The sequence below is a fragment of the Fusibacter ferrireducens genome, assembly GCF_015352425.1.
Taxonomy (GTDB): domain Bacteria; phylum Bacillota; class Clostridia; order Peptostreptococcales; family Acidaminobacteraceae; genus Fusibacter_A; species Fusibacter_A ferrireducens.
The window spans coordinates 196,258-220,891 of sequence record NZ_JADKNH010000003.1 but is presented as its reverse complement, the minus strand read 5'-3'; the positions used below and the strand labels follow the sequence as shown (position 1 = coordinate 220,891).

Sequence of the window (24,634 nt, the reverse complement as noted above, 5' to 3'; positions counted from 1 at the left end):
AATATGTCGCATGTTCAAAAGAAATGTACAATCCATTCGATAAAGCGTGCCAATGCACCCGATCTTGCAAGTGAGCTGATCGGGAAAAAAGTCAACAACACGATTTCGAATATAAAAAGTCTTCTATCTTTTATGGCATGATTAAATTTATAATATTGAAACAGCATCTTTTTGAGATCATCTACCTTGCCCTCTAAAATAATATAACGGTCATTCAGCTCAAAATATTCTAGAATGTACTCATGCCATTCCTTTAAGGCAATGGAAGTGGAAGGTTTATCAAAGAGTCCAACCGATTGTGCCAATTTATATTTAAAAGAAATCATTTCACCAAGCACCCTTTTCGTGCGACGATCTACTTTAACGCGCCCGTGACTCATCTGAATCAGCAAGGGTTCCACTTGATCCATCAATTGCTGTAATGCCATCTCTATATGGGCAAGGCCCACGGACTTGGCTGTAGTTTCAGCAATCATCTCTGTGATTTGCTTGTGCGGAATCGTCTGAAGATCTTCATATAACGTCTCTCCAAATGCCCCCACTTCAAGTTCAAAGTGTTCATAGTTTTTAGCAAATCCAGTATAATCAATAGCTTCTATCTGATCAATCAAAGATAAAAAATTACGCATCTCATCTTCATAAAAATTGATGAAAGTAACGACTCCAAACTGATAGAGAATGACCTCATGTCCCTTAACCGTTCTCTTTAATGTCGATTCTAACAAATGATTATCCAGTACAATATAATCACTCCACTTCAAAGAGCGCGTCTTTTTAAAGTAATCAGCGATTTTATCCAGATCAAAAGTTTCCCTCACCTTGAAACTGTAAAAGCGAATCGTTTGCATAGACGTCCTCCTCTATTGGATAAACTCCAAAAGCATTAAGACCACTTCTGCCACAATCAATATAACAATCACCCATTCTATAAAGGTTCCTCGCATGGAATGAGAAATTGTCGCAAATCCATCAATGATATTATTGAGAATATCTGTTTTTGTTTTCATGATTTCATAGCGGTCAGAGAGCTCAAAGAACTCAGCCATCTGGTCATATAAATCGCTGTACAAATTACTTTCCCAAGTGAGATCTGGGCGATCTAAGATCATGATATAGGCAATTGTACTATACTCATGGCGCAACACCTGAGCAATTGTCTTGGCCAGCTTGCGATCACTCAATCTAAACCGCCCTTTTTCAAGGCGTTCCACCATGCTCTCAATCCGATCCAAAATATTTTTCATGTTTTCTTCAACGCGTTCAAGTGCCACTGATTTGGCAATTACAGTGGCTACAATTTCTTGATAAGCCTCCTCAAACCTTGCCACAACAAGTTCTTCATCTGTAAAACTAAAAGGGTTTTCTTCATCAAGACCTAAATCAACCTTGAGTTCATACTCATCCGAATAACGCGTCCACTTCTTAAGATCAATCTCTCTTTCAAACCCTTTTAAATATTGTAAAAGTCTGTTATCCTCATCTAAAGTAAAGTCAATCGTCACAAAAGTTCCAAAGGAAAAGATAAAAACTCTCTTATCCCTCATATCTAGGCCGCTAAAGATGGTATCTAAAATAATAGGCGTCAATATCAAGGGCTCTTCCCAAGTATATTTTTTAGGAATGCCACAATCCAATGCAATTTTATTCAAATTGATTTCATTAGCTACTGAGTAAGCTTTAAATTTCATGTAGTGCCTCCCTGCTTCACACATAAATTATGCTCTATTATACCATAATTTAAACCCACTTTTTAATAAGTGTCATCATGTTTAGAAGTGCTGGCGTGATAAATTTATTCTTGTGATAGGCCATGTTAAATGTACGTTTAAATTGGATTAAGTCTTTACCTATGACCTTGAGAATTCCTGACTTCAACTCGTCTTCCACCAATCTTTTAGAGATTGCCGCAACCCCATGCCCTTCAGCAACTGCCTTTTTGATGCTTTCAAATCCATTGCATTCCCAAGCTATATTTAATTTGAGTCCACGCTCTAAGAATGTGCGCTCAAGTAATTCCCTAGTGCCACTCCCCTGCTCTCTGACGATAAATGAAAAGGTTTGCAAAGCTTCAGCTGTATGGATTTGTCGTTCATACAAAGGATGGCTTTTCCCACAGACCATCAAAAGCTCATCTTCGCACACAGATTCCATTTTGATATGTGGATCATACATATTGCCCTCTACTAATGCCATATCAATTTGATTGTTTAAGAGAAGACTTTCAAGCTCGGAAGTATTCTTGATCACCACATGAGATTTAAGCTCTGGCATGACATGCTTGAACCTGGAAATGAGCTCTGGCATAATGGCCTCTCCAACCGTTAAGCTTGCCCCAATCTTTAGAGTATTTTCATGCGTTAGGGATCGTTCCATTTCTTCAAAGAGCTGCGTGATATGCCTTGCATAATTGAGGTATTGCTTGCCGCTATCTGTAATATAAAGTTTTTTTGAGAATCGCTCAAACAACTTGATGTTGTAATGCGTTTCAATTTCTCTTATTGCTTGACTTACAGAAGGTTGTGAAATATATAATTTTTTTGCAGCTTCTGTCATGCTCCCTAAATCCGCTACTATGGTCATAATTTTCAAATGTCTAAAGGTCATTCTGTACCTCTTTCAATTATACATAAGTATTTAGTTATCTATATCATTATATAATAGTATTTTACATATATAAAGAAATATGTGAAACTATAGGTATTGGAGGTAACATCAATGCAAACATTTAAACAGAAATTAAAACAGAATTTACCCGGTCTTTTACTGACCATCGCTCTGGCTTCAATTGCTTGGCCACTCGGCAAAGAGGTCCCGCTTGTGGGCGCGCCAGTATTTGCAATTCTTATTGGCATGATCATTAGACCCATCATTTTGCCCCATCTCGGCCTTTTCAAAGCGGGTATGACCTACAGCTCAAAAAAAATACTGCAATATGCGATTATACTCCTTGGTTTTCAAATGAACCTCTTCACAGTTTTTGAGGTGGGCAAGCAATCTCTCTCCATTATGGTCTTTACTTTATCCACTGCATTTATAGTCACCTACATCATGGGGAAAATCCTAAAAACCGATCCTGTAATGACGACTTTAATTGGCGTAGGCACCTCAATCTGCGGTGGATCTGCCATTGCTGCCACAGCCCCTATATTGAATGCAAATGATGAAGAGATTGCACATGCTATTTCTACGATATTCCTCTTTAACATCGTCGCCGTTTTTCTATTTCCAGCTTTAGGACAATTTTTAAATATGAGTGATTACGGTTTTGGCATCTTCGCAGGCACCGCCATTAATGATACCTCTTCTGTGGTTGCCGCTTCAACTGCTTGGAGTACTTTTAAAGGTAACAACACTGCCCTTGCCACGGCAACAGTAGTCAAACTCACTAGAACCTTGATGATTATTCCAATCTCTCTGGTTTTGTCCTACTTGCAATCTAGAAAGCGCAAAGATCAAAATTTAAGCATCTCAAAAATTTTTCCATGGTTTATTCTTGGATTTCTAGCAACAACCATTCTAAGCACCACGCTTCACTTGCCTCAAGATATTGTCATTGGAATGATTACTTTAGGCAAATTTATGATTGTTATCGCCATGTCCGCAATAGGTTTAAACACTGCATTGGTCAAACTCTTAAAAAATGGTTTTAAACCCATCTTACTTGGGTCTATCTGTTGGTTTTCCGTCACAATGGTTGCCCTTTTCGTACAAAAAACGATACAGCTTTGGTAGTCCAAACTGTATCGTTTCTAATTAGAATATTTAAATCCCTGTATTGACACTCTATCAATAAACATTGCCCAACTGAGCATATGAAAAAAACTTTTGAGCCACATACTGAATTTCACGCATCTTCGCCAGGTCCGTGGCAGGTGCTTTGTATAAATATCTAGGATAATACCGACTTAAATGAAGTGGTACATCACCTGCAAGTTGCCTTAAATCCTTAAAGAAAATTTCTATACGCCCTAAATCTTCGAATAATCCAGGCACCAGTAGACAGGTTACTTCCACGTGAATATTGTGAACGACAAGTTGCTGGATTGTACTTAAAACTGCATCTAAATTGCCCTCACAAACAGAACCATAAAGTAAATGATCATAAGTCTTTACATCCACATTGGCTGCATCTATGTAGGGCATTAATTGTGCAAGTGGTTCAGGATTGATGAAGCCATTGGTCACAAGCACATTTGCAATACCATCTTGTTTTGCCAACATAGCCGTTTCAAGGACCATCTCATAGAATACCGTGGGTTCGTTGTAAGTGTAGGCAATTGCTTCTAAAGAGAGCTCTTTTGCCTTTTGAACAATATCCTTCGGCGTCATCTCTGACAATGTGGGCTTGTATTGAGAAATACTAAAATTTTGACAAAATTGACACGACATATTACAGCCATAGGAGCCAACGGATAAAATCTGGCTCTCCGGCCTCCAAAAATGTAACGGCTTTTTCTCTATGGGGTCCACTGCAAGTGCAGACACTTGTCCATAGTTTAAGCTGTATAAAATTCCACCTATATTCTTTCGAACCTGACATTTTCCCGTTTCATTTTCTGGAATAATACATAAATGAGGACAAACTAAACAGGATACCCTGTTTGGGTCTAGTTTTTTGTAAAAAAGAGCTTCTTTCATGTACTGCTCCTATCCTAGAAAGCACTATTTATATGATGATAAACTGCTCCCAAGAGATTTGAATCGTTTGAAAATTCACATTGAGCGATTACAGGGCGCACACCACCATAATCAAATGAACGATAAATGATATCCAAATGTGCCTCCAGTTTTTCTAAAAAATCCGCTCTACTACTTATGGCCCCACCTAAAAGAATCATTTCAGGATCATAGTTAAACTGAATATTATGAAGTCCCAATGCGTTAAAAAAGAAAAAGTCATCAATTACTTTTTGAGCGATCTCATCTCCAAGCTCTGCACTCTCAAAAACCGCTTCTCCTGAAACGCCCTTTACGCCTTTTAGCTCACAATACTGATCAATCATGGCTTTAGTTGACGCAATATGCGACCAAGTTTTTAGATTTTTTCTATCTCGAGAGTCTAAAATCGAATAGCCAAATTCACCAGCATAAAGATGCTTACCTCTGTGAATCTTGCGATCTTTAATAATTGCACCACCAATGCCTGTGCCACACACCACAAGAGCGATATCTTTACAGGACTTTGCCGCACCCAGCCAAACTTCTGCCAAAGCCGCGCAATTGCCGTCGTTTTCGCTTGTAATTTTGAGATTATAAGTTTTCCCTAAAATTTGATTTAAACTCTCATTCAATAAAAAGGGCATACTGCCTCTGCCTAAAATTTCACCAGTTACCGCGTTTACAGGTGCTGGCACCGATAGGGCAATCCCCTTAAATGCTATGGATCTCGCTTTAAAATTCTCTATAATATCCGATAATTGCATCACTAAGTTTTCAAGACTGGTTTTATCCGTCTTCTCTTTATTTTTAAAGGTAATCTCTCCAGCACTCGAAACAAGACCATATTTAATATTAGTCCCTCCTATATCTATTGCAAGATACTTCATTTAAAGTGCCTCCCCATTTGTTTTTATCACTTCACGATACCAGTAAAAAGATTTTTTGGGTATCCTTTTTAAATCCGTGCTTTCAAAGTCTACATATACAAATCCATAACGTTTTTTAAAACCATTAAGCCAACTCAATAAATCCGTAAATGACCAAGTCATATAGCCCAGTAAGTCAACCCCTTCATTTATGGCATTGCCACAGGCTTCAATATGCGCTCTTAAAAAGTCTATGCGGTAGTCATCATTAATTGCTCCATCTGAACTCACTGTATCAAATGCACCCAGTCCATTTTCACTGATCAGTATTGGTAAGTCATATCTTGCCTTTAGTTCCACCAAACCATATCTCAATCCATCTGGATCAATGGCCCAATCCCAGTCTGTGTATTCAATGTTGGGATTTTTAACGGTTTTATATAGACCCGGTATGCCGGATTCCTTTTGGGTGCCTTTTTTACCCGTGGTGTTGAAGCTTGAAATGCCAACACCATCTATTGGATTATAGGCAACCATAGCGGTTTGATAATAATTGATACCAATGAAGTCTACTACTTCTGCCGCCGCTTTCATAATCTCGAAATCAGCTTTTTTAAAAGGCATCTCTATGTTTTGAGATGTATAATATTCGATTGCTGACTCTGGATAACTGCCCTTATAATAGCTGTCAAGATACCACCAAGGTCCTATGTCATAATAGCTTTTCAATGCCCCTTGATCCGCTTCACTGGATGTGCTTGAATAGGCAGGTGTAAAGGCTATGCTCGACCCAATTTGGCCTTCAAGTCCCATTTCCTTATAAGCCAGCACTGTATGCGCATGCGCCAATGCCGTATGATGATAAGTCTTTAAAAATAAGGCTTCATCATGTTTTCCCGGTGGATGAACCCCCATGATATAACCTAGATGTGTGAAAATGTTGGGTTCGTTCATAACAATCCAGTATTTAACCCGATCACCAAAGGCTTTAAAACAAATTTTGGCATACGCCGTAAAGTCATGGACGATTTGTTCGGATTCCCATCCCAAATACTTTGTTTGCAAAGTTTGAGGCAAATCCCAGTGATACAAAGTCACAAGTGGCTGTATATCGTTTTCGATAAGTAAGTTGATCAGGCGATTATAAAAATTTATCCCTTCAGAGTTAACTATACCTGTCCCATTGGGCAGAATTCTTGTCCACGATATTGAAAATCGGTATGCCTTTAGTCCAGCTTTCTTCATCAAAGCCACATCTTCTTCATATCGATTATAATGGTCCGTTGCAATATCGCCATTAGTGCCCTCATGTGTTTTACCTTCAAGGTGTGCCCATACATCCCATACAGACTCTCCTTTTCCGTCGGCAGCAACAGCACCTTCGATTTGATAAGCCGCTGATGCTGATCCCCATAGAAAATTACGATCAAATTGCGTCATCTAAAATACCTCGCTTACTTTTTTATATTTTTTTATGCTCACCCTATTAATATTATAGCACCAATAATCAAGCGATTCGTCATTAAAAATATATATCTTTTACGCAATTTATATCATTCTATTCAAATCCACACCAAAGCTCATATTGTTTTTCAAAATATATATAAAAAATGCCTTAAATCATTTTGTTTTTAAAATGATCTAAAGCATAAATCACAATCGTTTCATTTTCATTTGTATCCATCTCATCTTTCATTTACAATCGACTTAATTCTCATTTGTAATTGCCGCAATTTTCACTGAATACAGTTTTTTTTTTATTCATTCGACTTTTAAAATGCATTTTCTAAAAAAATATAAATCAATCTCAACCCGTAAAATACAATCACGATACCACAAACTCTATTGATGATCGTTAAGATCTTTACGCTCATTTGATACTTAAAAGTGGCAATAATACTGGATAGACTCACAAACCAAGTCATCGAAGCAATACAAACACCTACAATAAATAATAGTGCAAAATTAGGCGCCAACGAAGCTCTATACGCTCCCAATAAGAGCGATCCATCAATCAGGGCTTGAGGATTAAACCAAGTCACTAGACAAGCGGATACGATCACTTTTGAAATGGGTAAAGTCTCTGCGCTTTCTGTAGGGGCCTTGATCTCTGAATTCAATAATCCATGACCTATTTTGACGACGGCAATTCCTCCAACGAGATACACAACCATTTTCAATATATATGCATTTTCAAACAAGCTGCCAACGCCCCAAAAGCATGCCAGTGCCAAAGTGATATCAAAAAATATAACAATCAAAGCCGTCAAAAACGACCTCATACGCTTATCACTAATAGCAGAATTGATCACAAATATATTTTGCACACCTATTGGTGCCACATAGGCAAAGCCCAGCAGTAATCCGTCAATAAAATACTTCATCCCAATCTGTCCCCCTATAAAGATGTCTTTTTATTTTCCATAATACCCGAGAACAGGTTGTGATGCATCAATCACTTATAAACGTACATAATAATTCAAAAAAATACCCTAATTAGATAGATAATCTGCCTTGCTTCGATGTGACAAAGTGATGAAATAAGGGTATAATGTACTTAAATCAAAACATAAGGAGTATTGATAATGTATGAAGCTCTACTGACAGAAGAAATGAAACCCTGGCGAGATCTGCTTTTAGTGCATAAGTTTGCCGTAGATGAAATCAGAACACGACTTTCTATCTTAGACGAAGAATTTCGAAATATACACGATTACAATCCCATTGAACACATCCGATACCGCGTTAAAAAATTCAACAGTATTACTGAGAAACTTGAAAGACTTAATCTGGAGCCCACAGTCGAAAATGCAAAAAATAACATTTTCGACATAGCGGGTATACGTATTATTTGTACCTTTACAGCGGACATTTACAGTGTCGTTGAATTGCTCTCCAAACAACATGACTTTAAAATTGTAGAAATAAAGGACTATATTAAAAATCCAAAATCAAATGGTTACAAAAGCTTGCATTTGCATATTGAGTATCCTGTTTTCCTGAGTAGCGGCATTGTCCCTACCCGAGTTGAAATACAAATTAGAACCATTGCAATGGATTTTTGGGCAAGTATAGAACATAAAATTTACTATAAATATCGTGAAAAAGCACCTAAAAGCATCCAAAGGCAACTCAAAGAATGTGCCGACCTCATTTCTGATCTAGACAATCGAATGTACAGTCTAAAGCACTCCATCAATGATTTAGAATAATGCCGTTTTAAAATGCCCTTAATCAAATCGTTTGTCATTTTGAGAGTGTTTTAAGGCACTAGAGCTGTTCAGATAAACTTGTCAACTCTTCCACCATGCCATAGATGCCCTCAACTGCACTTGACAGCTCATTGAGAATCTTAGAGATATCGTGAGCGATTTCATTAACCGTATTGGCCTCTGCGTGTATGATTTCGCTATCTCTTTTTATATCTTGAGTGATTTCATTGATGCCAGCAATGGACTCATAACTTCGCTTTGACAAGTTGCTTATTTCTTCTGCAACCACAGCAAATCCTTTCCCCTTCTCACCAAACCTGGCGGATTCTATAGCGGCATTGATACCCAACATATTGCTTTGTTTTGAAATGTTGTGGATCACTTGGGTTATTTTATTAATTTCAGAGATCTTAATATTAAATAGATCTACAATTTTCAACAGTTGTTCTGAAAGGCCTGAAAATCGATTGGATTTCAAATGTATTTCATGAGTAAAAGCATTGACTTCAAAGATGTTATCTGAAAGCTCTTTTGCCATCGATTTCAACATTTCTTGTTTCTCTGTGCTTTCACCTAAAAACAGACTGCCAATCACCTCATTTGTCTCATCATCAACTATAGGGATTGCCACACCCACATAGGGAATACCAAACAGCAATTCATCAACGAGTGCATACTGTTTTTCACGTTTTTTCATTGCCAAATCCACCAATGAGCCATGCTTTATCAGATCTCCCTTAGAAACCTTGTGATCCAGCTGTTTTCCTGGCACATATTTTAAATATTTATGTCGATCTGTAACCGCTATTGCGATTTCTTTCAAGCTCAATTGGCTCAAATATGGTGCAGAGTGAATCAAATGCTCTAATATTTGTGACATAGTATTTCCTTAATTTGCGACATAATGACACCTCAATTATTGTTTTTTACATTAAATATCAAGCAATTTTAGTGCCAGAGAAAACGGACAAATAGAATAAACTAAATTGCCTTAAAATTAAAATAAGGGTCTTAAAAATAAAAAAAAGCGCCTTAAAAATTGAAATGAACATCAGCGAACGACAAAATACAGCTTTTCTTAGCCTCTATTGTAGACAAAAGTATACGATTTCCTATTTATCATTTATTTTGCACGCCAAAAAGTAAAGAAATATTGACAGATTTATTTCTATTTAATAAACCTGTCAATATTTCTTTACTTTTTCAATCTTATACGGCTCATTTTATTTTTTTATCACACCCTAACAAACCTTATTGATGCCTTCGATGGCGTCTTCTATATAGCCCGCCAGTGGTTTGGAAATTACACCTGCCACCGTTATATTACATTTGTGAATTGGAATTAGTATTTTACAAGCTTCTGAAGATGAAATGGCTTCTGCCATTTTAGGTGTGAGTTCGCCAAGTAGAGCATTGGCGCTTATAATGCCAATAGGTCCCATAATAATATCCATTTTTGGTGCGTTGACAACGATTGCATTTTCTCCAGTGGCGCCATGATGGGCCCCAGCTCTAAGCATCAGTGAAGTGGCAAGGGCATTAGTGCCCAATGCAAATATTTCAAGCTCATCAGCATTCAATACATTATTGGAATACGCTGCCTTGATGGCTTCAACAAGCGCTTTTCCTATACCGCCACCTTGTCCATCTATTACTGCTATTTTCATTGTAATCTCCCCTTATAATCCTATTAAATAAGCTGTTCATTTTTTATTTTACTATAATTTGAACCTTATTGTTCAAATACTTGCCTCTATTAAAAACTTTTTTAAAGCTTTTTTAAACTTTTCTGTTTTGTGACAATTTAGAATACCGTATTTCTTAAAACCTTGTCAAAGTGCATTTTTTCTGAATCGATAACCTGCTCCCCATAAAGTCTCTATATATTGAGGATCAGAAGGATCTTTTTCTATTTTTTCTCTAATCTTTCTGATATGCACCGTAACCGTTGCCACATCGCCCACACATTCCATACCCCATATTTTTTCAAAAAGATAATCTTTATTGAATACAATCTCCGGATTAGAGGCTAGAAACAAGAGCAAATCAAATTCTTTAGTGGTCATTGTGACTTCTTCATCCTTTAAAAAAACACGTCTTGTTTCGGGTTCAATCCTAAGGGTATTGTAATGAATTTCCTTTTGATGTGTCATATTATTCGACTTTAGCCGTTCATATCTCGATAGATGCGATTTGATCCTAGCTACAAGCTCTTGCGGTGAAAAAGGCTTTGTAATATAATCATCTGCACCAATGCCCAAGCCTCTAATTTTATCGATTTCATCCTTTTTAGCGGATACGACGATAATAGGAATATCCAACACGGGCCTCAACGTCTTACAAATTTTATAACCATCTATCTCAGGCAACATAATATCCAAGATAATGAGATCATAATGATTCTGTGTGGCCATTTTTAGACCTAAAGTACCATTGGGTATAATATCAACTGTAAAACCATTGATCTCCAGATAATCTCTCTCAAGTTCCGCAATATCGAGTTCATCTTCGATTATTAAAATATGTTTCATATACAGCTCCTATTCTACAATTGGAATGGTGATTATCATTTCAGTCCATTCACCAAATTCACTCTTTGCAATTACATTGCCTCGGTGCTTCTCGATTATTTTCTCAACAATAGATAGGCCAATGCCACTGCCGCCATATCCAGAACTTCTTGAATCATCAATTCTATAAAATCGCTTAAAAATTGCTTTGATCTCGGATTCAGGAATGCCCTTGCCATTGTCTCTAATTTTAATGATCGCATTGCCATCTTCAGAGGATAAAGTCAAATGAATCCACTTGTTCTCCTTGTCTAGATGGTGAATGCTATTTTGAATCAAGTTGATCACAGCGCGTTTTAAAGTCTGACGGTCTCCTTCAATTATCATTGGCTCATTAGCTACATGGTCATATTGGATTTTTATATCATGAGAGGATAAATCAAAATAGAAATCCTCATAGCAATCCGTTAAAAACTCAGATAGATCAAATCTTTCAAAATTAAAGACCATTTGATCTACATCCAGTTTCGACATCAAAAAGAGATCATTTATAAGTGCATCCATATCTACAGAATGCTTGTATATCGTTTTCGCATATTTTTGAATTTTCTCTGGCGTGTCTGCCACACCATCTATGATACCTTCCACATAGCCTTTAATGGATGTGATTGGCGTTTTCAAGTCATGTGTAATGTTGGATAACAGTTCATTTCTATTCTTTTCATATTGCATCCTGAGATCAGATGCTTCTTTGAGCTCATTTCTCATTTCCTCTATGGCATCAAAGACATCCCCGATTTCATCCTTCTTTGTATATTCAATCTTAAAATCCAAATTCCCTTTCTTGATTTCGTGAGCGGCAAGCTTTACATCTTCAAGTGGCTTTAGAATACGATTGATGAAAAACATAAAAATCACAATGAGCACAATTAAATAACCTACGAAGGAAAACGTTGCAAATTGATCTACTCTTCTAAAAGGTATCGGTATGCCCTTTCGATCATCCTCGCCATCGTCACCGAGTACTGGCCTCTGTTGAATCAGAATCATGTTTTTCCCCTCTATTTCGGTGGTAAAGATTTCTACCCGATCTTTCATTTGCACTTCGTTTTCAAGGTATTCAATATAAAAACTTCTCCCATAAATGACATCATCGTTGTAGACAATGGTCATTTTCATTTTATCTTCAAGGCTTGAATACAAAGTTAAGATGTCTGAACTCACAAGCTTGTCTGGGTCCTTTTCAACATAGAAGCGGATGATCTTTGAAAATTCACCACTGATAAAATCATTAGAAAACTCTCTATTTTCAATAAAAGTTGACGTGACATAGTCAATATAAATTCTTGAAGCCAGTGTAATCAGCACAATAAATACGATACTGCTCACCAAAAATGTTACAATTGCCTTTCTTCGAAGTGAATGTGATTTCATATCTGTTCCTTTCAAGTTGATATATCCATCCAATAAATGGTTCATATCTCAGAGCGTCATTCTAATATAATCTTCATATTTCAAGGCTTTAATCCAATATATTATTCATATCTCAAGGCTTCAATTGGATCTAGCTTAGCCGCTTTACTGGCTGGATAAACCCCAAATACAATCCCAATGGTTGCAGAAAATACAGTCGCCAATATAACCGTATTGACATCTATTGATGTTTCCAGTGTCATCAGACGACTGGCCGTTTTGGATAAAAAGCCGCCTAATATAGTCCCTATTATACCACCTAAACCCGAAACCACAACAGACTCGATGAGAAATTGCATGAGAATGCTATGGTATTTTGCACCCAGTGCTTTTCTAATGCCAATTTCCCTTGTCCGCTCTGTCACAGATACCAGCATAATATTCATGACACCAATACCGCCAACAACGAGCGAAATAGCGGCAATTGAACTGATCAAAAGCGTTAGAGAGCCCATTACAGATGAAATCATTTCTATTTGTTCTTCTAAGCTGTAAGTTGTGTACTTATGATCCTCGGCATTCCCTTTTTTGGCTCCGATGTAGCTTATGGCCTTATCTCCAAAGGCTGAGGGATCTACATCACTTTCTAAAGCAATTTTGATACTATTAAAAGTAACCCCTGCATTATAATTCTTTTGAAGTGTAGTGTATGGGACATAACCTTTTGCCGTACTAAAACCTGAGTTGGAATCCTTTTTTTCGTAAATACCTACAATTTTATAACTGTATTGGGAATTTAAAAAGAGTTGTTGTCCTAACGCCTCATCTAAACTTCCATAGATTTCCTCTGCCAGTTCATTATCAACAATAATATTATTTTTCATTTTCTCTAAATCTTCTAAAGTGAATTCTCGCCCATAAAGCATATTCACAGATTCCACACTGGAAAGTTGATCTCCAGATGACGTTAAAGTCAAACTTGTATCGTCAACATCTTCCATAATCGTAGCACTCATACTAATTTGTGGTACAACATCTAAGATTTCTCCTCCAAATTTAATTTTAAGCGATTCTACATCTGAAATATTCAATTTTTCAGTTGAAGACAAGCTCACACCTCGACTTGCTTGTAAAGTAATCACATTGGTACCCAAATTATCTAATGTAGATTTTATTGAATTCTGCGAACCATTACCTATTGCTACAATAGTAACCACAGAGGATATGCCAATAATCAATCCCAGCATAGTTAAGAATGATCGAAACTTATTGCTCATAATAGATGCAATGGCGATTTTAAAGGATTCAATCAAATTCATACCGCCGCCTCCACTCTAAATATTTTCCGATCTTCGACGATCTTACCATCTCGAATAACAATATTACGATCCGTTTGATGTGCGACTTCACTTTCATGGGTCACTATAATAATCGTTTTTCCTTGTCTATGAAGATCTCTAAACAAAACTAAAATCTCTTCTGTTGAGTGTGAGTCCAAATTACCTGTTGGTTCATCCACCAATATAACAGCTGGATTCATAACAAGAGCCCTTGCGATGGCTACTCTCTGCTTTTGTCCTCCAGAAAGTTCATTGGGCTTATGCATCATTCTATCCGTGAGTCCCACAATTTTAAGTGCCTCCTCACTGCGCCTTCTGCGCTCTTCTGAAGAAACATTTGCATAGATTAACGGTAATTCTACGTTATGGAGTGCAGACATTCTTGGAATCAGATTAAAAGATTGAAAAACAAATCCAATTTTACGATTCCTAATTTCAGCCAGTCCTTCTGATTTATAAGATTCTATGGATATATCATCTAATTTGTACGTTCCTGATGTAGCACGATCAAGACAGCCAATGATGTTCATGAGTGAAGACTTTCCAGAACCTGATGGACCTGTTATTGCTAGATACTCATTTTCTTCTACGATAAAATCAATATCATCAATCGCTTTTACAGAGAGTGATTTCTGCCCATATACTTTAGTCAAAGATTTCATTTCAATAATAGCCATTAAGCCACCTCCTAGTTATTAGAGCCTGCTGGTCTTCCCTTACCACTTGGTGGTACGCCGCCTCCCATTGGGATTATACTCCTTGAATTATTTGCAGTATTTTCAACTGCTGTGCTGTAGACGATTGTATCACCAGCGCTGAGTTCATCAGAAAGTACTTCCATATAGAGTTCATTTGTAATGCCACTTTCTACAACTACAGGGACATTTTTATCTCCAGATTTTTTCATGACAATACTTTCACCCTTTTTATTTTTAGAAACTGCCTCAAAAGGAACTACAAGAGCATTTTCTGAAGAATCTGTTAAAATTTCAATAGTAACTGTAAAGTTAGGCAAAAGCATTTGAACATCATTAGCTTTATCAAGTGTTAAAGTAAGGGGAAGTGTTACTTCAGAGCCAGAAATTTCACCTAAATAACCCAGTGCAGATACAGACGCTGTATAGGTCTTTGTTCTATCAGAAAGTGTTGATACGGTTGCAGGCATTCCTATCGTAAACTTCTGAAGATCATATTCACTGATACTCGCTTTTACATCCAAAAGCAACATATTAGTTATCCTGCATATTTGATCCTTCTCAACAACTGCATCCCCTTCATTTTTATAAACAGAAGTTACAACACCATCAAATGGTGCTAATATCTTAGTATCCTCAAGTTCATCTTTTAAATCTTGTAGTGAGAGTTCTAATAATTCTAATTTACGTTTTGAAAGTGTAATATCGTTTTCTGCATAATAAGCATCTAATGTTTTTTTAGCTTCTAAATATCGATTATTAGCATTGTTATATGCGGTTTCATAGTTGTCTAACTCCAATTGCGATAATGCTCCTGCATCAAATATCTGTTTGGCGTCATCCCAATCACTTTTTGTTGTATTAAGCGTTTTTTCAGCCTCAATAACTGCATTCTCTTTTGCTATACTGCCCACAATAGAACTGCTGTTAATGCTGCTATTAAGTACTGCGATATCGTATTCCATAGATCTAATTTGATCTTGAACATCAGTTGCATCTAATTCATAAAGCACATCTCCTTTTTTAACTTTTTGACCAAGTTCAACATATTTTTTATCAATTCTTGAATCAAATGGTGCAGCCAAAATATCATCTTCTTGTGGGGTTATAGTACCCGTAGTGGTATACGTTTCGGTCAATGGCATTTCAATAATAGTAAATTCGTTAAGTGTTGTTGACGTTATATTCGCACTTGATTCTTGACTTGCACCATTGCCAAATACGACATACGCTACAATTGAGATTGCAACCAAGATCATTGTAATGATCCATTTCATTTTAGATTTCATAATTGCCTCCATATTTTTTTTAATGCCCGATGCGCTTTTAAAAGCTTATCCATTTAGCCCTAGCATAAAGTCTATATGTAAATCCGAGTTAAATTGATTCTTAAAATTTTCTAAATACCAACATAAAAAGCGTCTGCAATAAATAATTTTTCAACTATTTATGCAAACGCTCTATAAATTTAAACGATATATTATAATTAAATTCTTTTACTACTAAAAAAGATTTACGAAAAAAGTAATCACACCTGCATTCACAAAATCAATGAACAAACTGCCGACTAAAGGCAAAATAAAAAAGGCTTTATAGCTAAACCCATATTTTGCAGAAACCACTTCCATGTTGGCAATTGCATTCGGCGTTGCACCCATTCCAAATCCACAATGTCCTGCCGCCAAAACCGCTGCATCATAGTTTCTACCCATGATATTGAAAGTGATAAAATAAGCAAAGAATGCCATAAAGACAACCTGGGCCAGCAACATAACCACTAGAGGCAATGCCAAATCAGCCAATTGCCATAACTTCAGTCCCATGAGTGCCATGGCTAAAAAAAGTGACAAAGAAACATTGCCAATAATATCTATTTCAAATGCTTTCAATGATGCTTTGCCGCTTGCATCTACTATATTCCTAATAATAGCAGCCGCAAACATTGCACCGATATATGGCGGAAAAGTCATGCCTGTACGCTCTAATAGCATCGACAAGATCGTCCCAATCCCCATTGCCACTAATATTACTGAAGCTGCCGATAAGAAGGTTGCTGAAGAAACGACAGGTGTTTCAACTGCTGAAACATCACTACCTTCATTGCTATTGGAATGTTCGCGATGCAATTCATAGCGGTTGATCAACCCATTTGCTACCGGACCACCAATTGTACTGCCTGCAATTAAACCAAATGTGGCAGATGCCATTGCAACTGTGGTAGCACCAATTGCGCCGAGTTCTTCAAACTTTGGTGCAAAAGAACCTGAAGTGCCATGTCCACCTGTCATGGGAACAGATCCAGTCGAAAGCCCGATCAACGGATTTAAATTGAATAATTTTGCGAGTCCAACCCCGATAATATCTTGAAATACAACTAATATAATTGCCAATATTAAGAATAGAAAAACATCTTTCCCGCCTGTCTTAAGCATTTTTAAAGAAGCGGTAAACCCAACCGTTGTAAAAAAAGTAATCATAAAAAAGCTCTGCAAAGTTGTATCCATTTCGAATTCAAGTATCCCTGCTATTTTTAACCCCAATGTCAATAATGCAAAAACAATGCCTCCAACTACAGGTGATGGAATACAGTATTTCTCTAAAATATGAAATTTTTTCTTGAGAAATTGTCCTAAAAACAAAACAACTACAGACAAAGCCGCCATTTGTATCATTGTTAATTTTAAAATCATTCTTATTCCCCCATAAAATTATTTTGAATGCTTACACATTCTTTTTATATTTTACGGGCATGCTACAAGTTGTAACAAAAGGTAACAAATTTTAAGTACTATTGCTGTGATAATTTATCAGAATAGAGTGTCAATAGTCTGTTTTGCACTTCAACTCTCTATTGAATTTTATTCATAACCGCAAGAACACCTTCGATAAATCTCTTAATGTTCACTTTGCCTTTGGGCTTATCGCGATCATCAATCCTTCGAATTTCCATCCTGACTTGTTTGAGATCGAACAAAAGACTTGCATACTCTTGAAATATCGGATGATAAAGATCATCATAACCCATTTCCACAATGTGCATAAAAGCCTTATTGATCACTCTTCTGATGCGTTGTTCCACAGTTCTTGCATTTTGACCTTTGGCAATATTTTCATAACTCTGCTGAAGCTGATAGAAACCTTCAGGACTTAAACTCTTTTGTTTCATAATATCCATTAGAACCGCTTTCAAATCCTCAGCGCCAGACTCTGAAGAGATCCCAAGTTCAACCAATATTTGATCCATCCTAGAATAGACATCTATTTTTCTCTCCTCAGTACTCTCTTTCACAAGAGGCATCAGTGCCCCATGTATAATCGCCACAGATCTTTCCAAATCAATAACTCTAGACACTTCTCTTATAAGACTAACCACCTCATTTGCATTAATGGGTTTAGAAATATAAAAAAGCGTTCCCTCCTTATACGCTTTGGATATCATTTGCTCATCTTCCACCTGAGAAATCATAATAAATTTGCCTGAATACTGTTTTGCTTTTAAATCCTGTATAATTTTAATGCCATCTTTTACAGGTAATAAAAGATCTATCAACAAAATATCCGGTTTATAAAACAGCACTTCATCCACAGCGTATTCGCCACTTTCAAGTGTTGCCGATACTTTCCCAAGTTGGTTGCTTTCAATAATCATGGAAAGCATTTTTATAATGGTGGTATCATCATCAATGATCATTATTGTCTTCATCTTTAGAACTCCTTATCAGCTGATTTTTAGGAATTTTAATTGTAAACAAGGTACATTTATGAGGTATAGAGCTAAATTCAAGCTCTCCTGACAAACTCTCCACAGTGCTCTTCACATGAGACAGTCCCATACCTGTAGAGGCCTTTCCTGTATTCAAATCAAATTTTGTCGTAAATCCAGGTTTAAAAAGATAGGACATCAAATCTGATTCTATGCCGATCCCATTGTCCTTTACGCTAAAATAGATAAACTCAGGATCGCTATATTCTTCGACGCTCACACGCACAGGTGCAGTGGCCGCTTCAATACTGTTTATTACCAGATTGTTGAGCATGGTAAAGAGCGCATAATAATTTTTCAAGCTAAAATCATCTTGATTGGAAAGCGCTAAATCGATCCATTGCTCTTTTTTAAGTTCAAGGATCAGCTTTTCAGTATTTGCCTTTATAATCCTAAAGGCATCTTTGAGCTTCATGGAATCTTCTTTTTCGAAATCCATAATAAAGTTGTTGAAACCCGCCAAAACCCTTGAATAGTCCTTTTTAATCTCATGGACACTTCTCGAAATTTCCAGTGCTTTTTCTGAATACTCCACTTGATCCGCAAGTGAATGATATAAATCATAACTCTTGCTCATAACATCTTCAATGTCCTTTTGAGATTTATTGAGATAAAACAGTTCCGTCTGAATATTAGAAACGAGAACATTGAGCTGTGCATAACGCTTCTGATGTTCTGAATTTCTTATGTAGAGTTCATTGGCCTTAACGGCTAAATAGATCCCAGAGGCAATTAATATTCTGATGCCACTGATTAAAAATATCAACTGTATCACGCGATATGAAAGATCTCCTCTAATTGCCGCCTCAGCAATATTGGCAATGCCATCTATACAGGCAAATAGAAACAGTTGCATCAAAAGTTTAGTCTGATCGAGATTTAGCTTTCTCAGTTCATGCAGCAAGCCAAAGACCATATAGAAAATAAGTGAAGGCACATGGCTTAAAAAAGCAACTTGAATGGTACTTCCCACAGCTCCAATCTCCCATAAAAGTCTCAATACGATAATTGCTCCACCAGATACCATTGAGAGTTTGACACATGAAAATTTGTTGTAGAGCAGATAGATTAAATTAAGTGCAATAATGCCGGCAGAAAATCTAAAATAGCCATTAAACGGATAAAAATACATTTCACTTAACAATATCGTTATCCCTACTGCTTTTAAAAATTGTACTCTGTCAGACTGCTTCATTTTCATCTTAGGTCTCCTTATCTTAAACAACACGTATTATTATAACGCTATAATTTAAGTTTAGCCACCTTGAATTTAGATTCTCTTCCTATACCATGAGAAAAGCGCCCCTTTAAAATAGCACATATCTAGTGCCCCAAGTACGCTAGATTTTAGGTCTAACCCATGGTGTGCACTTCAATGTCGCATTTTAAAGAGACGCTTTATTTTTACTTGTCGTCCTAATATTCAGTATTTAAATTCAATTGCATTGTGTTCTGCATCCACAAAGAAGGTTTCATAAGTGCCTTCAAATCTAGTTTCAATCAATGTTTCCAGTGCATTGACAGTCTCCTGGAGTTTATGAAGATGTTCCCCCTTAAATCCTACCATCTGGAAGAAGACATCCTTTGTATCCAGTGTCATCTTGCCCAGTTCACTCTGTCTCCAAAGCCATTGTCTGGTTTGAATCTTGTTACCACTTGTAAAGACGACTTCATCTGGCGGCACTTGTTCAAACGCTTCTTTCCCAAAGGGAAGAAATTCATCACCGACCACGGATTTTCGGACCATGAGATCGGCATCTATGTCAGCAAGATCATGGCCTCCTAATGAGATCATATTTTTTAATGACAATGTATTACAAAGGTCAACAAGTGCATTAATTCGTGGCAATTGATCTCCTTTAATGACCCTTTTGCCCATAGCCTCTACAGAGTTCATAAACTTGTTCGGATTAATCCCCACATTTGTAAGTGCGTTGCGATACACTAAAAAATCTGGATGTGTTTTGATCTCATCTATCGAAACGCGTTCTCTAAGGAGGCGCTCAGCTGCCTCTAGTTCTAAGGTATCTGATTCACTCGTCTCTGAATTTTTTAATCCCTTGCCAATTACAATGCCAAAGATAATATCTGGATTACATTCAAAAATCCACGGATTAACAGTATATTTCATCATTCGCCTCCTTCTGTATTAGCATTATCATAAACCTTACAGTAGGTGTAAAGTCAAGTCAGTTGTGTTACAATAAAGAAAAATATATGGAGGCCTTTATGAAATTACAATTATCTGTCAAAGAACTTTCTGAAATCGTTGGCATCTCAACACGAAACATTCGATATTATGATCAAATTGGTCTCTTTAAGCCCTCGGGACAACTTGAAAATGGCTATCGCTATTACACCATAGAAAAAATAGAAGAACTCCGCTTGATCAGTTACTTAAGACATTTGGATATTTCCATTCAAGAAATAAAGGCACATCTGGAAAACCGATCACTGGAGAACTATCTCAATATTCTTGCCAATCAACTTGACCAAACAAGAATAAAAATGAAACACCTTGAGTTTCTAGAAAAAAGACTAGAGAAAAGAATGCAATCTCTAGCCTATATACATCAACTGGAAGACATCGATAAAATCACGATCAAGCCACTCTCAAGGCGCCCTATCCTAAGGCTCAACGAAGACATCCGAGAACCACTGGATTGGGAAATTGCCATGCTCAAATTTGAGAAAGATGATGCCATGCCCCCAAGTCTTTTTATCGGAGATATTGGCTTTTTTGTAGATCTTTCGACATTAGACCGAAGACATCCCACTGAATTCACAGGATTATATCTTGATCTTTCAGAAGGCCATGACAGCAATTCCAGTTTGATTTCCGAATTACCTGAAGGCCTGTGGCTCACGCTCTACTTTAAAGGTGATCACTTTGATGCCCCTCAAAACTATAAAAAACTCATGCAATTTGCCAACCACCATCACTTAAAACTCGATCATTATGCACTGGAACGCGTTCTCATCGACCACTTCATTTCAAGCGATCCCAATTTATACATCACTGAAATTCAAATTAAAATCATAACATAAGATGCTATAGTAAAACACCATAGAATAAAATATTACTGTTTTTGAAAGATCATGCGGTTATATTTATGTTTAAATCCTAATTTCTCATATAGTTTTTTGGCCCCTTTATTGTCTAAATCTACATGTAATGACAGTGTTTCATTAGTTAAGTCCAGTGCTCTTTGGATCAGCTCCGTTCCGACACCTCTTCCTTTACTGCCCTTCTCAGTCCCAATGTAAGCCAAATGATATGTTGGGATGAAATCCTTAAAGCCCAGATTGACCACAACACAAATACCCTCATACTCTCCATTCCTTGAGGCCAATAGTATAAATCCTCTCTCGCTGGCATTTTGAATTGCATCTTCCGTTTCCAAAGAGGAATCTGAGTACTGTGCTAACCATTGGCGCGTGTATTCAACGAGCTCTTTTTTAGATACTTCTTCAAAATCATGGATATTTTCAATTTTGATATCACTTCTGCCCTCATTGAGGATAATGACATGTCGTCCCTTTTCAATTTCACCCGATTTAACTTGTTTGTAAAAAGCCGCAAAAGCATAGGCTTCATTTGCAGTGACCTTTAGATGTTCCATTTTTCTTAAAAATTTCACACTTTCATTGAGTTCTTCTGTTTCCACAGAAATAAGCCTGCCGCTTGTCTCCCAAACAGATTTTTTTAAATCCGAAAGTAATTTTTCATCCACAGGTTCCCATTTTGAAGGCTCCTTTGAATTGGCTTCCGCTTCACTATAAGACTCTCCAATCTTAGGCGTCCCACAAACAATATTTGGAATTTGTTCAAGCTTTCCGTCAATCCAATGTTTTAACAGAACGCTATAGATACTCGTAAAGGTATACCCATAGTTAAGCTGAGTATATATTGTTGTGACATTATGATCCAACCGATTTACAATTTCCTCTGAAATCTCTTCAAGTGCAGTCTTACTCAATTGCGTTCTCAATCTCCCCTCAACACTGAGATAATAATGAGATTCAAGTGCAATCTCTTTTAAAATTGCAATTTGGTCTTTTCTCATATGAGTCTTTAAGTCTAAAAGCATTTCGGATTTAAATCGTTTGACTTTCCACATTTCATTTTTAAATTGCGGTATGAATACTTTCACATCACTCAACTCGGCAAAATATATCAAAGATTTGATATAGTTAACGGAACCATTCACCAGAACGCTGTCGTAACCTCTTGCAACAGCATCTTTAATGACTATTTCACCTACTCGATCATATTTGTGTCCCGTTGGATTAGCGCCTTCCAACTTAATGTATATCTCGCCTACATTTAATACTTTTTCCACTTGTCTTGCTCTCAACAACGGTGTTTTACCACTCTTTTTCATAAATGTTCTCCTTCTCCTCTTTTATCATATGCGTTTCAAGATGAATTAAAATCTTAAAACTGAATTTATAGATCATTGTTTAAAGCTGACATTCTTCAAACAATGATAAATCAACCTCACTTTATAAAAAAAAGCACTCTAACCCTTCAATAGAGTTAGAGTGCCTAAGTTTCGCCAATTGACTCACTTTACGCCATTTTCATAGCATAGCACATTTCCTTTCGAACCTGTGCAGACCCCAGTTCTAGACTAGTTTTTCAAGTATGTTTTCTATCTTTTAAGACGGCTCATAATCATCTACCTTATTGCAAAGACATATGGTTACTTACAAGTCTATATACTCACATATTCTACTTCACACGTACTTATACTTTACCAAATAATTGGATATTAGTCAAATTGCCCTTGACTAAGTCTTCATATATGATATGCTTATCAAGTTAAAAAACAAATATGGAAACTGAGGTCACTATGAACAATTTTGAAACGCTTGGTTTGGACCCCTTATGGTCTGACAAACTTAAAAAAATAGGCATCACCATACCTACAGCTATACAGAACATTGCCATTCCAGAGGTTCTAAATCAGCGCAATGTCATTGCAGAAGCGCAAACCGGTTCTGGAAAGACGCTTGCATTTTTATTGCCCATTCTGCAAAACATAGATGCGCTTTCATCAACTGTTCAAGCACTTGTTCTCGTCCCAACGCGGGAGCTCGCCATTCAAATCACCGAAGAAGCTAAAAAAATCACCGGTGATCTCAGCATCAACGTGCTGTCCATATATGGTGGACAAGATCTTCAAAGTCAGTTAAAAAAATTAAATCACAGCGTCCATATGATCATTGCAACCCCTGGACGTTTAATAGATCACTTAGATCGTAAAACCATTGATCTTTCCAAAGTGAAAACCTTTGTCTTAGATGAAGCTGATCAGATGCTTGTCATGGGCTTTAGAAATGACATCGATAAAATCGTATATTTGGGTAAGTTTAAAGCGCAAGTTCTTTGCTTTTCCGCCACAATAGATGCTAAAGTCAAAAAGCTAGCCTATAAATATATGGAAAACCCCCTAATTCTAAGTGCGCACTCTGACTCTAAACCTTTAGACGTTATAGAGCAACGTGTAATTATGGTTTCAGATCGTTGGAAAATGGAAGCACTATTAAAGACATTGGATGAAACCAATCCATTTCTCGGCATTATCTTCTGCCGGACAAAAATCAGAGCAGATAAACTCGAAACTGAAATGAAGCGCTTAAAGTACACCTGCGAAAAATTGCACAGCGATATTTCTCAAAACAAAAGACAGCGCATCATGCGTCAATTCAAAGATGCCAAGTTTCAATACCTCATCACAACCGATGTTGCATCAAGGGGAATTGATGTCACCGGCATCACGCATATCTATAATTATGACATGCCTGAAAGTGTCGAAATATACGTACATCGCATTGGTCGAACAGGGAGAATGGGAGAAGATGGCATAGCGATTACTTTTGTAACGCCTAGAGATGAAGAGATGCTCAAAGCTATTGAAGAGAGACTTAAAGTGACTATATCTCAATCATTTCATGAACATCAAAAATAAATCATCATAAATGAATCATCAAATAACATCGTCAGATGTTCTATATTACTATAACGATTATCATAAATTTTAAAGAGACCCTGTGGGTCTCTTTTTTTACACTCTTTTTTATACTTTATTTCACATGAAGAAATCGCCTTTTAAAAGCGAGTTCTTCATGTTGCATTGCATTAAAAAAGCCCTGTGCATTCACACAGGGCT

The 24,634-nt window shown here is 36.9% G+C and carries 23 protein-coding genes; 4 read left to right on the top strand and 19 right to left on the bottom strand.

The window, feature by feature from the left end:
* Positions 1-14: 14 nt before the first annotated feature.
* From ISU02_RS06100 to ISU02_RS06090, 3 genes are read right to left on the bottom strand one after another with little or no spacing between them, the layout of a single operon-like run.
* A complete protein-coding gene (locus ISU02_RS06100) occupies positions 15-848 on the bottom strand; it encodes an RMD1 family protein (protein ID WP_194700919.1) in 834 nt (277 codons plus the stop codon).
* A gap of 12 nt (positions 849-860) precedes the next feature.
* Entirely contained in the window at positions 861-1,688 is an 828-nt protein-coding gene (locus tag ISU02_RS06095) for an RMD1 family protein (RefSeq protein ID WP_194700918.1), read from the bottom strand.
* A 49-nt stretch (positions 1,689-1,737) separates the two neighbouring features.
* Positions 1,738-2,604, bottom strand: coding sequence for a LysR family transcriptional regulator (locus ISU02_RS06090; RefSeq protein ID WP_194700917.1), 867 nt, complete (start codon positions 2,602-2,604; stop codon positions 1,738-1,740).
* Positions 2,605-2,715: 111 nt separating this feature from the next.
* Between ISU02_RS06090 and ISU02_RS06085 the strand changes: the two genes are divergently transcribed.
* Positions 2,716-3,732 (top strand): YeiH family protein, encoded by a 1,017-nt coding sequence (locus tag ISU02_RS06085; protein WP_194700916.1) that lies wholly within the window; start codon positions 2,716-2,718, stop codon positions 3,730-3,732.
* Between the two features lie 54 nt (positions 3,733-3,786).
* Here the strand turns inward: ISU02_RS06085 and amrS are convergent, their stop codons facing one another.
* From amrS to ISU02_RS06065, 4 genes are all read right to left on the bottom strand, one after another.
* Positions 3,787-4,638 (bottom strand): AmmeMemoRadiSam system radical SAM enzyme, encoded by an 852-nt coding sequence (gene amrS, locus ISU02_RS06080; RefSeq protein ID WP_194700915.1) that lies wholly within the window; start codon positions 4,636-4,638, stop codon positions 3,787-3,789.
* Positions 4,639-4,652: 14 nt separating this feature from the next.
* A complete protein-coding gene (locus ISU02_RS06075; protein ID WP_194700914.1) occupies positions 4,653-5,546 on the bottom strand; it encodes an ROK family protein in 894 nt (297 codons plus the stop codon).
* On the bottom strand, positions 5,547-6,965 hold the full coding sequence (locus ISU02_RS06070; RefSeq protein WP_194700913.1) for a glycoside hydrolase family 1 protein: 1,419 nt from the start codon (positions 6,963-6,965) through the stop codon (positions 5,547-5,549).
* A 332-nt stretch (positions 6,966-7,297) separates the two neighbouring features.
* Positions 7,298-7,909 carry a LysE/ArgO family amino acid transporter gene (locus tag ISU02_RS06065; protein ID WP_194700912.1) on the bottom strand — a complete coding sequence of 204 codons (612 nt, stop codon included), beginning with the start codon at positions 7,907-7,909 and terminating at the stop codon, positions 7,298-7,300.
* 201 nt (positions 7,910-8,110) lie between these two features.
* Between ISU02_RS06065 and ISU02_RS06060 the strand changes: the two genes are divergently transcribed.
* A complete protein-coding gene (locus tag ISU02_RS06060) occupies positions 8,111-8,737 on the top strand; it encodes a GTP pyrophosphokinase (RefSeq protein WP_194700911.1) in 627 nt (208 codons plus the stop codon).
* Between the two features lie 58 nt (positions 8,738-8,795).
* Here ISU02_RS06060 and ISU02_RS06055 read toward each other — a convergent pair whose 3' ends face one another.
* From ISU02_RS06055 to ISU02_RS06005, 11 genes are all read right to left on the bottom strand, one after another.
* Positions 8,796-9,617: a methyl-accepting chemotaxis protein gene (locus ISU02_RS06055; RefSeq protein ID WP_194700910.1), complete on the bottom strand. Its 822-nt coding sequence runs from the start codon at positions 9,615-9,617 to the stop codon at positions 8,796-8,798.
* A gap of 361 nt (positions 9,618-9,978) precedes the next feature.
* Positions 9,979-10,404 carry a DUF3842 family protein gene (locus ISU02_RS06050; RefSeq protein WP_194700909.1) on the bottom strand — a complete coding sequence of 142 codons (426 nt, stop codon included), beginning with the start codon at positions 10,402-10,404 and terminating at the stop codon, positions 9,979-9,981.
* A gap of 165 nt (positions 10,405-10,569) precedes the next feature.
* The gene (locus ISU02_RS06045) at positions 10,570-11,268 is read right to left on the bottom strand and encodes a response regulator transcription factor (RefSeq protein ID WP_194700908.1); all 699 of its coding nucleotides are present in this window, start codon (positions 11,266-11,268) and stop codon (positions 10,570-10,572) included.
* A 9-nt stretch (positions 11,269-11,277) separates the two neighbouring features.
* The gene (locus ISU02_RS06040) at positions 11,278-12,726 is read right to left on the bottom strand and encodes a sensor histidine kinase (RefSeq protein ID WP_194700907.1); all 1,449 of its coding nucleotides are present in this window, start codon (positions 12,724-12,726) and stop codon (positions 11,278-11,280) included.
* 56 nt (positions 12,727-12,782) lie between these two features.
* Positions 12,783-13,979 (bottom strand): ABC transporter permease, encoded by a 1,197-nt coding sequence (locus tag ISU02_RS06035; RefSeq protein ID WP_194700906.1) that lies wholly within the window; start codon positions 13,977-13,979, stop codon positions 12,783-12,785.
* The gene (locus tag ISU02_RS06030; protein ID WP_323985015.1) at positions 13,976-14,677 is read right to left on the bottom strand and encodes an ABC transporter ATP-binding protein; all 702 of its coding nucleotides are present in this window, start codon (positions 14,675-14,677) and stop codon (positions 13,976-13,978) included. The genes ISU02_RS06035 and ISU02_RS06030 overlap by 4 nt, the downstream gene beginning before the upstream one ends.
* 11 nt (positions 14,678-14,688) lie before the next feature.
* Positions 14,689-15,984, bottom strand: coding sequence for an efflux RND transporter periplasmic adaptor subunit (locus tag ISU02_RS06025; RefSeq protein ID WP_194700905.1), 1,296 nt, complete (start codon positions 15,982-15,984; stop codon positions 14,689-14,691).
* A 213-nt stretch (positions 15,985-16,197) separates the two neighbouring features.
* Entirely contained in the window at positions 16,198-17,385 is a 1,188-nt protein-coding gene (gene gltS, locus ISU02_RS06020) for a sodium/glutamate symporter (protein ID WP_194700904.1), read from the bottom strand.
* 158 nt (positions 17,386-17,543) lie between these two features.
* Positions 17,544-18,398, bottom strand: coding sequence for a DNA-binding domain-containing protein (locus tag ISU02_RS06015; protein WP_194700903.1), 855 nt, complete (start codon positions 18,396-18,398; stop codon positions 17,544-17,546).
* Positions 18,376-19,659 (bottom strand): sensor histidine kinase, encoded by a 1,284-nt coding sequence (locus ISU02_RS06010; protein WP_194700902.1) that lies wholly within the window; start codon positions 19,657-19,659, stop codon positions 18,376-18,378. The genes ISU02_RS06015 and ISU02_RS06010 overlap by 23 nt, the downstream gene beginning before the upstream one ends.
* 222 nt (positions 19,660-19,881) lie before the next feature.
* Positions 19,882-20,589 (bottom strand): B3/B4 domain-containing protein, encoded by a 708-nt coding sequence (locus ISU02_RS06005; protein ID WP_194700901.1) that lies wholly within the window; start codon positions 20,587-20,589, stop codon positions 19,882-19,884.
* A 98-nt stretch (positions 20,590-20,687) separates the two neighbouring features.
* On the opposite strand from ISU02_RS06005, the gene ISU02_RS06000 reads away from it, so the two are divergent.
* Entirely contained in the window at positions 20,688-21,506 is an 819-nt protein-coding gene (locus ISU02_RS06000) for a MerR family transcriptional regulator (protein ID WP_194700900.1), read from the top strand.
* A 32-nt stretch (positions 21,507-21,538) separates the two neighbouring features.
* Here ISU02_RS06000 and ISU02_RS05995 read toward each other — a convergent pair whose 3' ends face one another.
* Positions 21,539-22,843, bottom strand: a complete 1,305-nt coding sequence (locus tag ISU02_RS05995) for a pyridoxal-phosphate dependent enzyme (RefSeq protein WP_194700899.1) — start codon at positions 22,841-22,843, stop codon at positions 21,539-21,541.
* A gap of 471 nt (positions 22,844-23,314) precedes the next feature.
* Here ISU02_RS05995 and ISU02_RS05990 point away from each other — a divergent pair, with 471 nt between their 5' ends.
* Positions 23,315-24,433, top strand: a complete 1,119-nt coding sequence (locus tag ISU02_RS05990) for a DEAD/DEAH box helicase (RefSeq protein ID WP_228727737.1) — start codon at positions 23,315-23,317, stop codon at positions 24,431-24,433.
* Positions 24,434-24,634 lie beyond the last annotated feature (201 nt).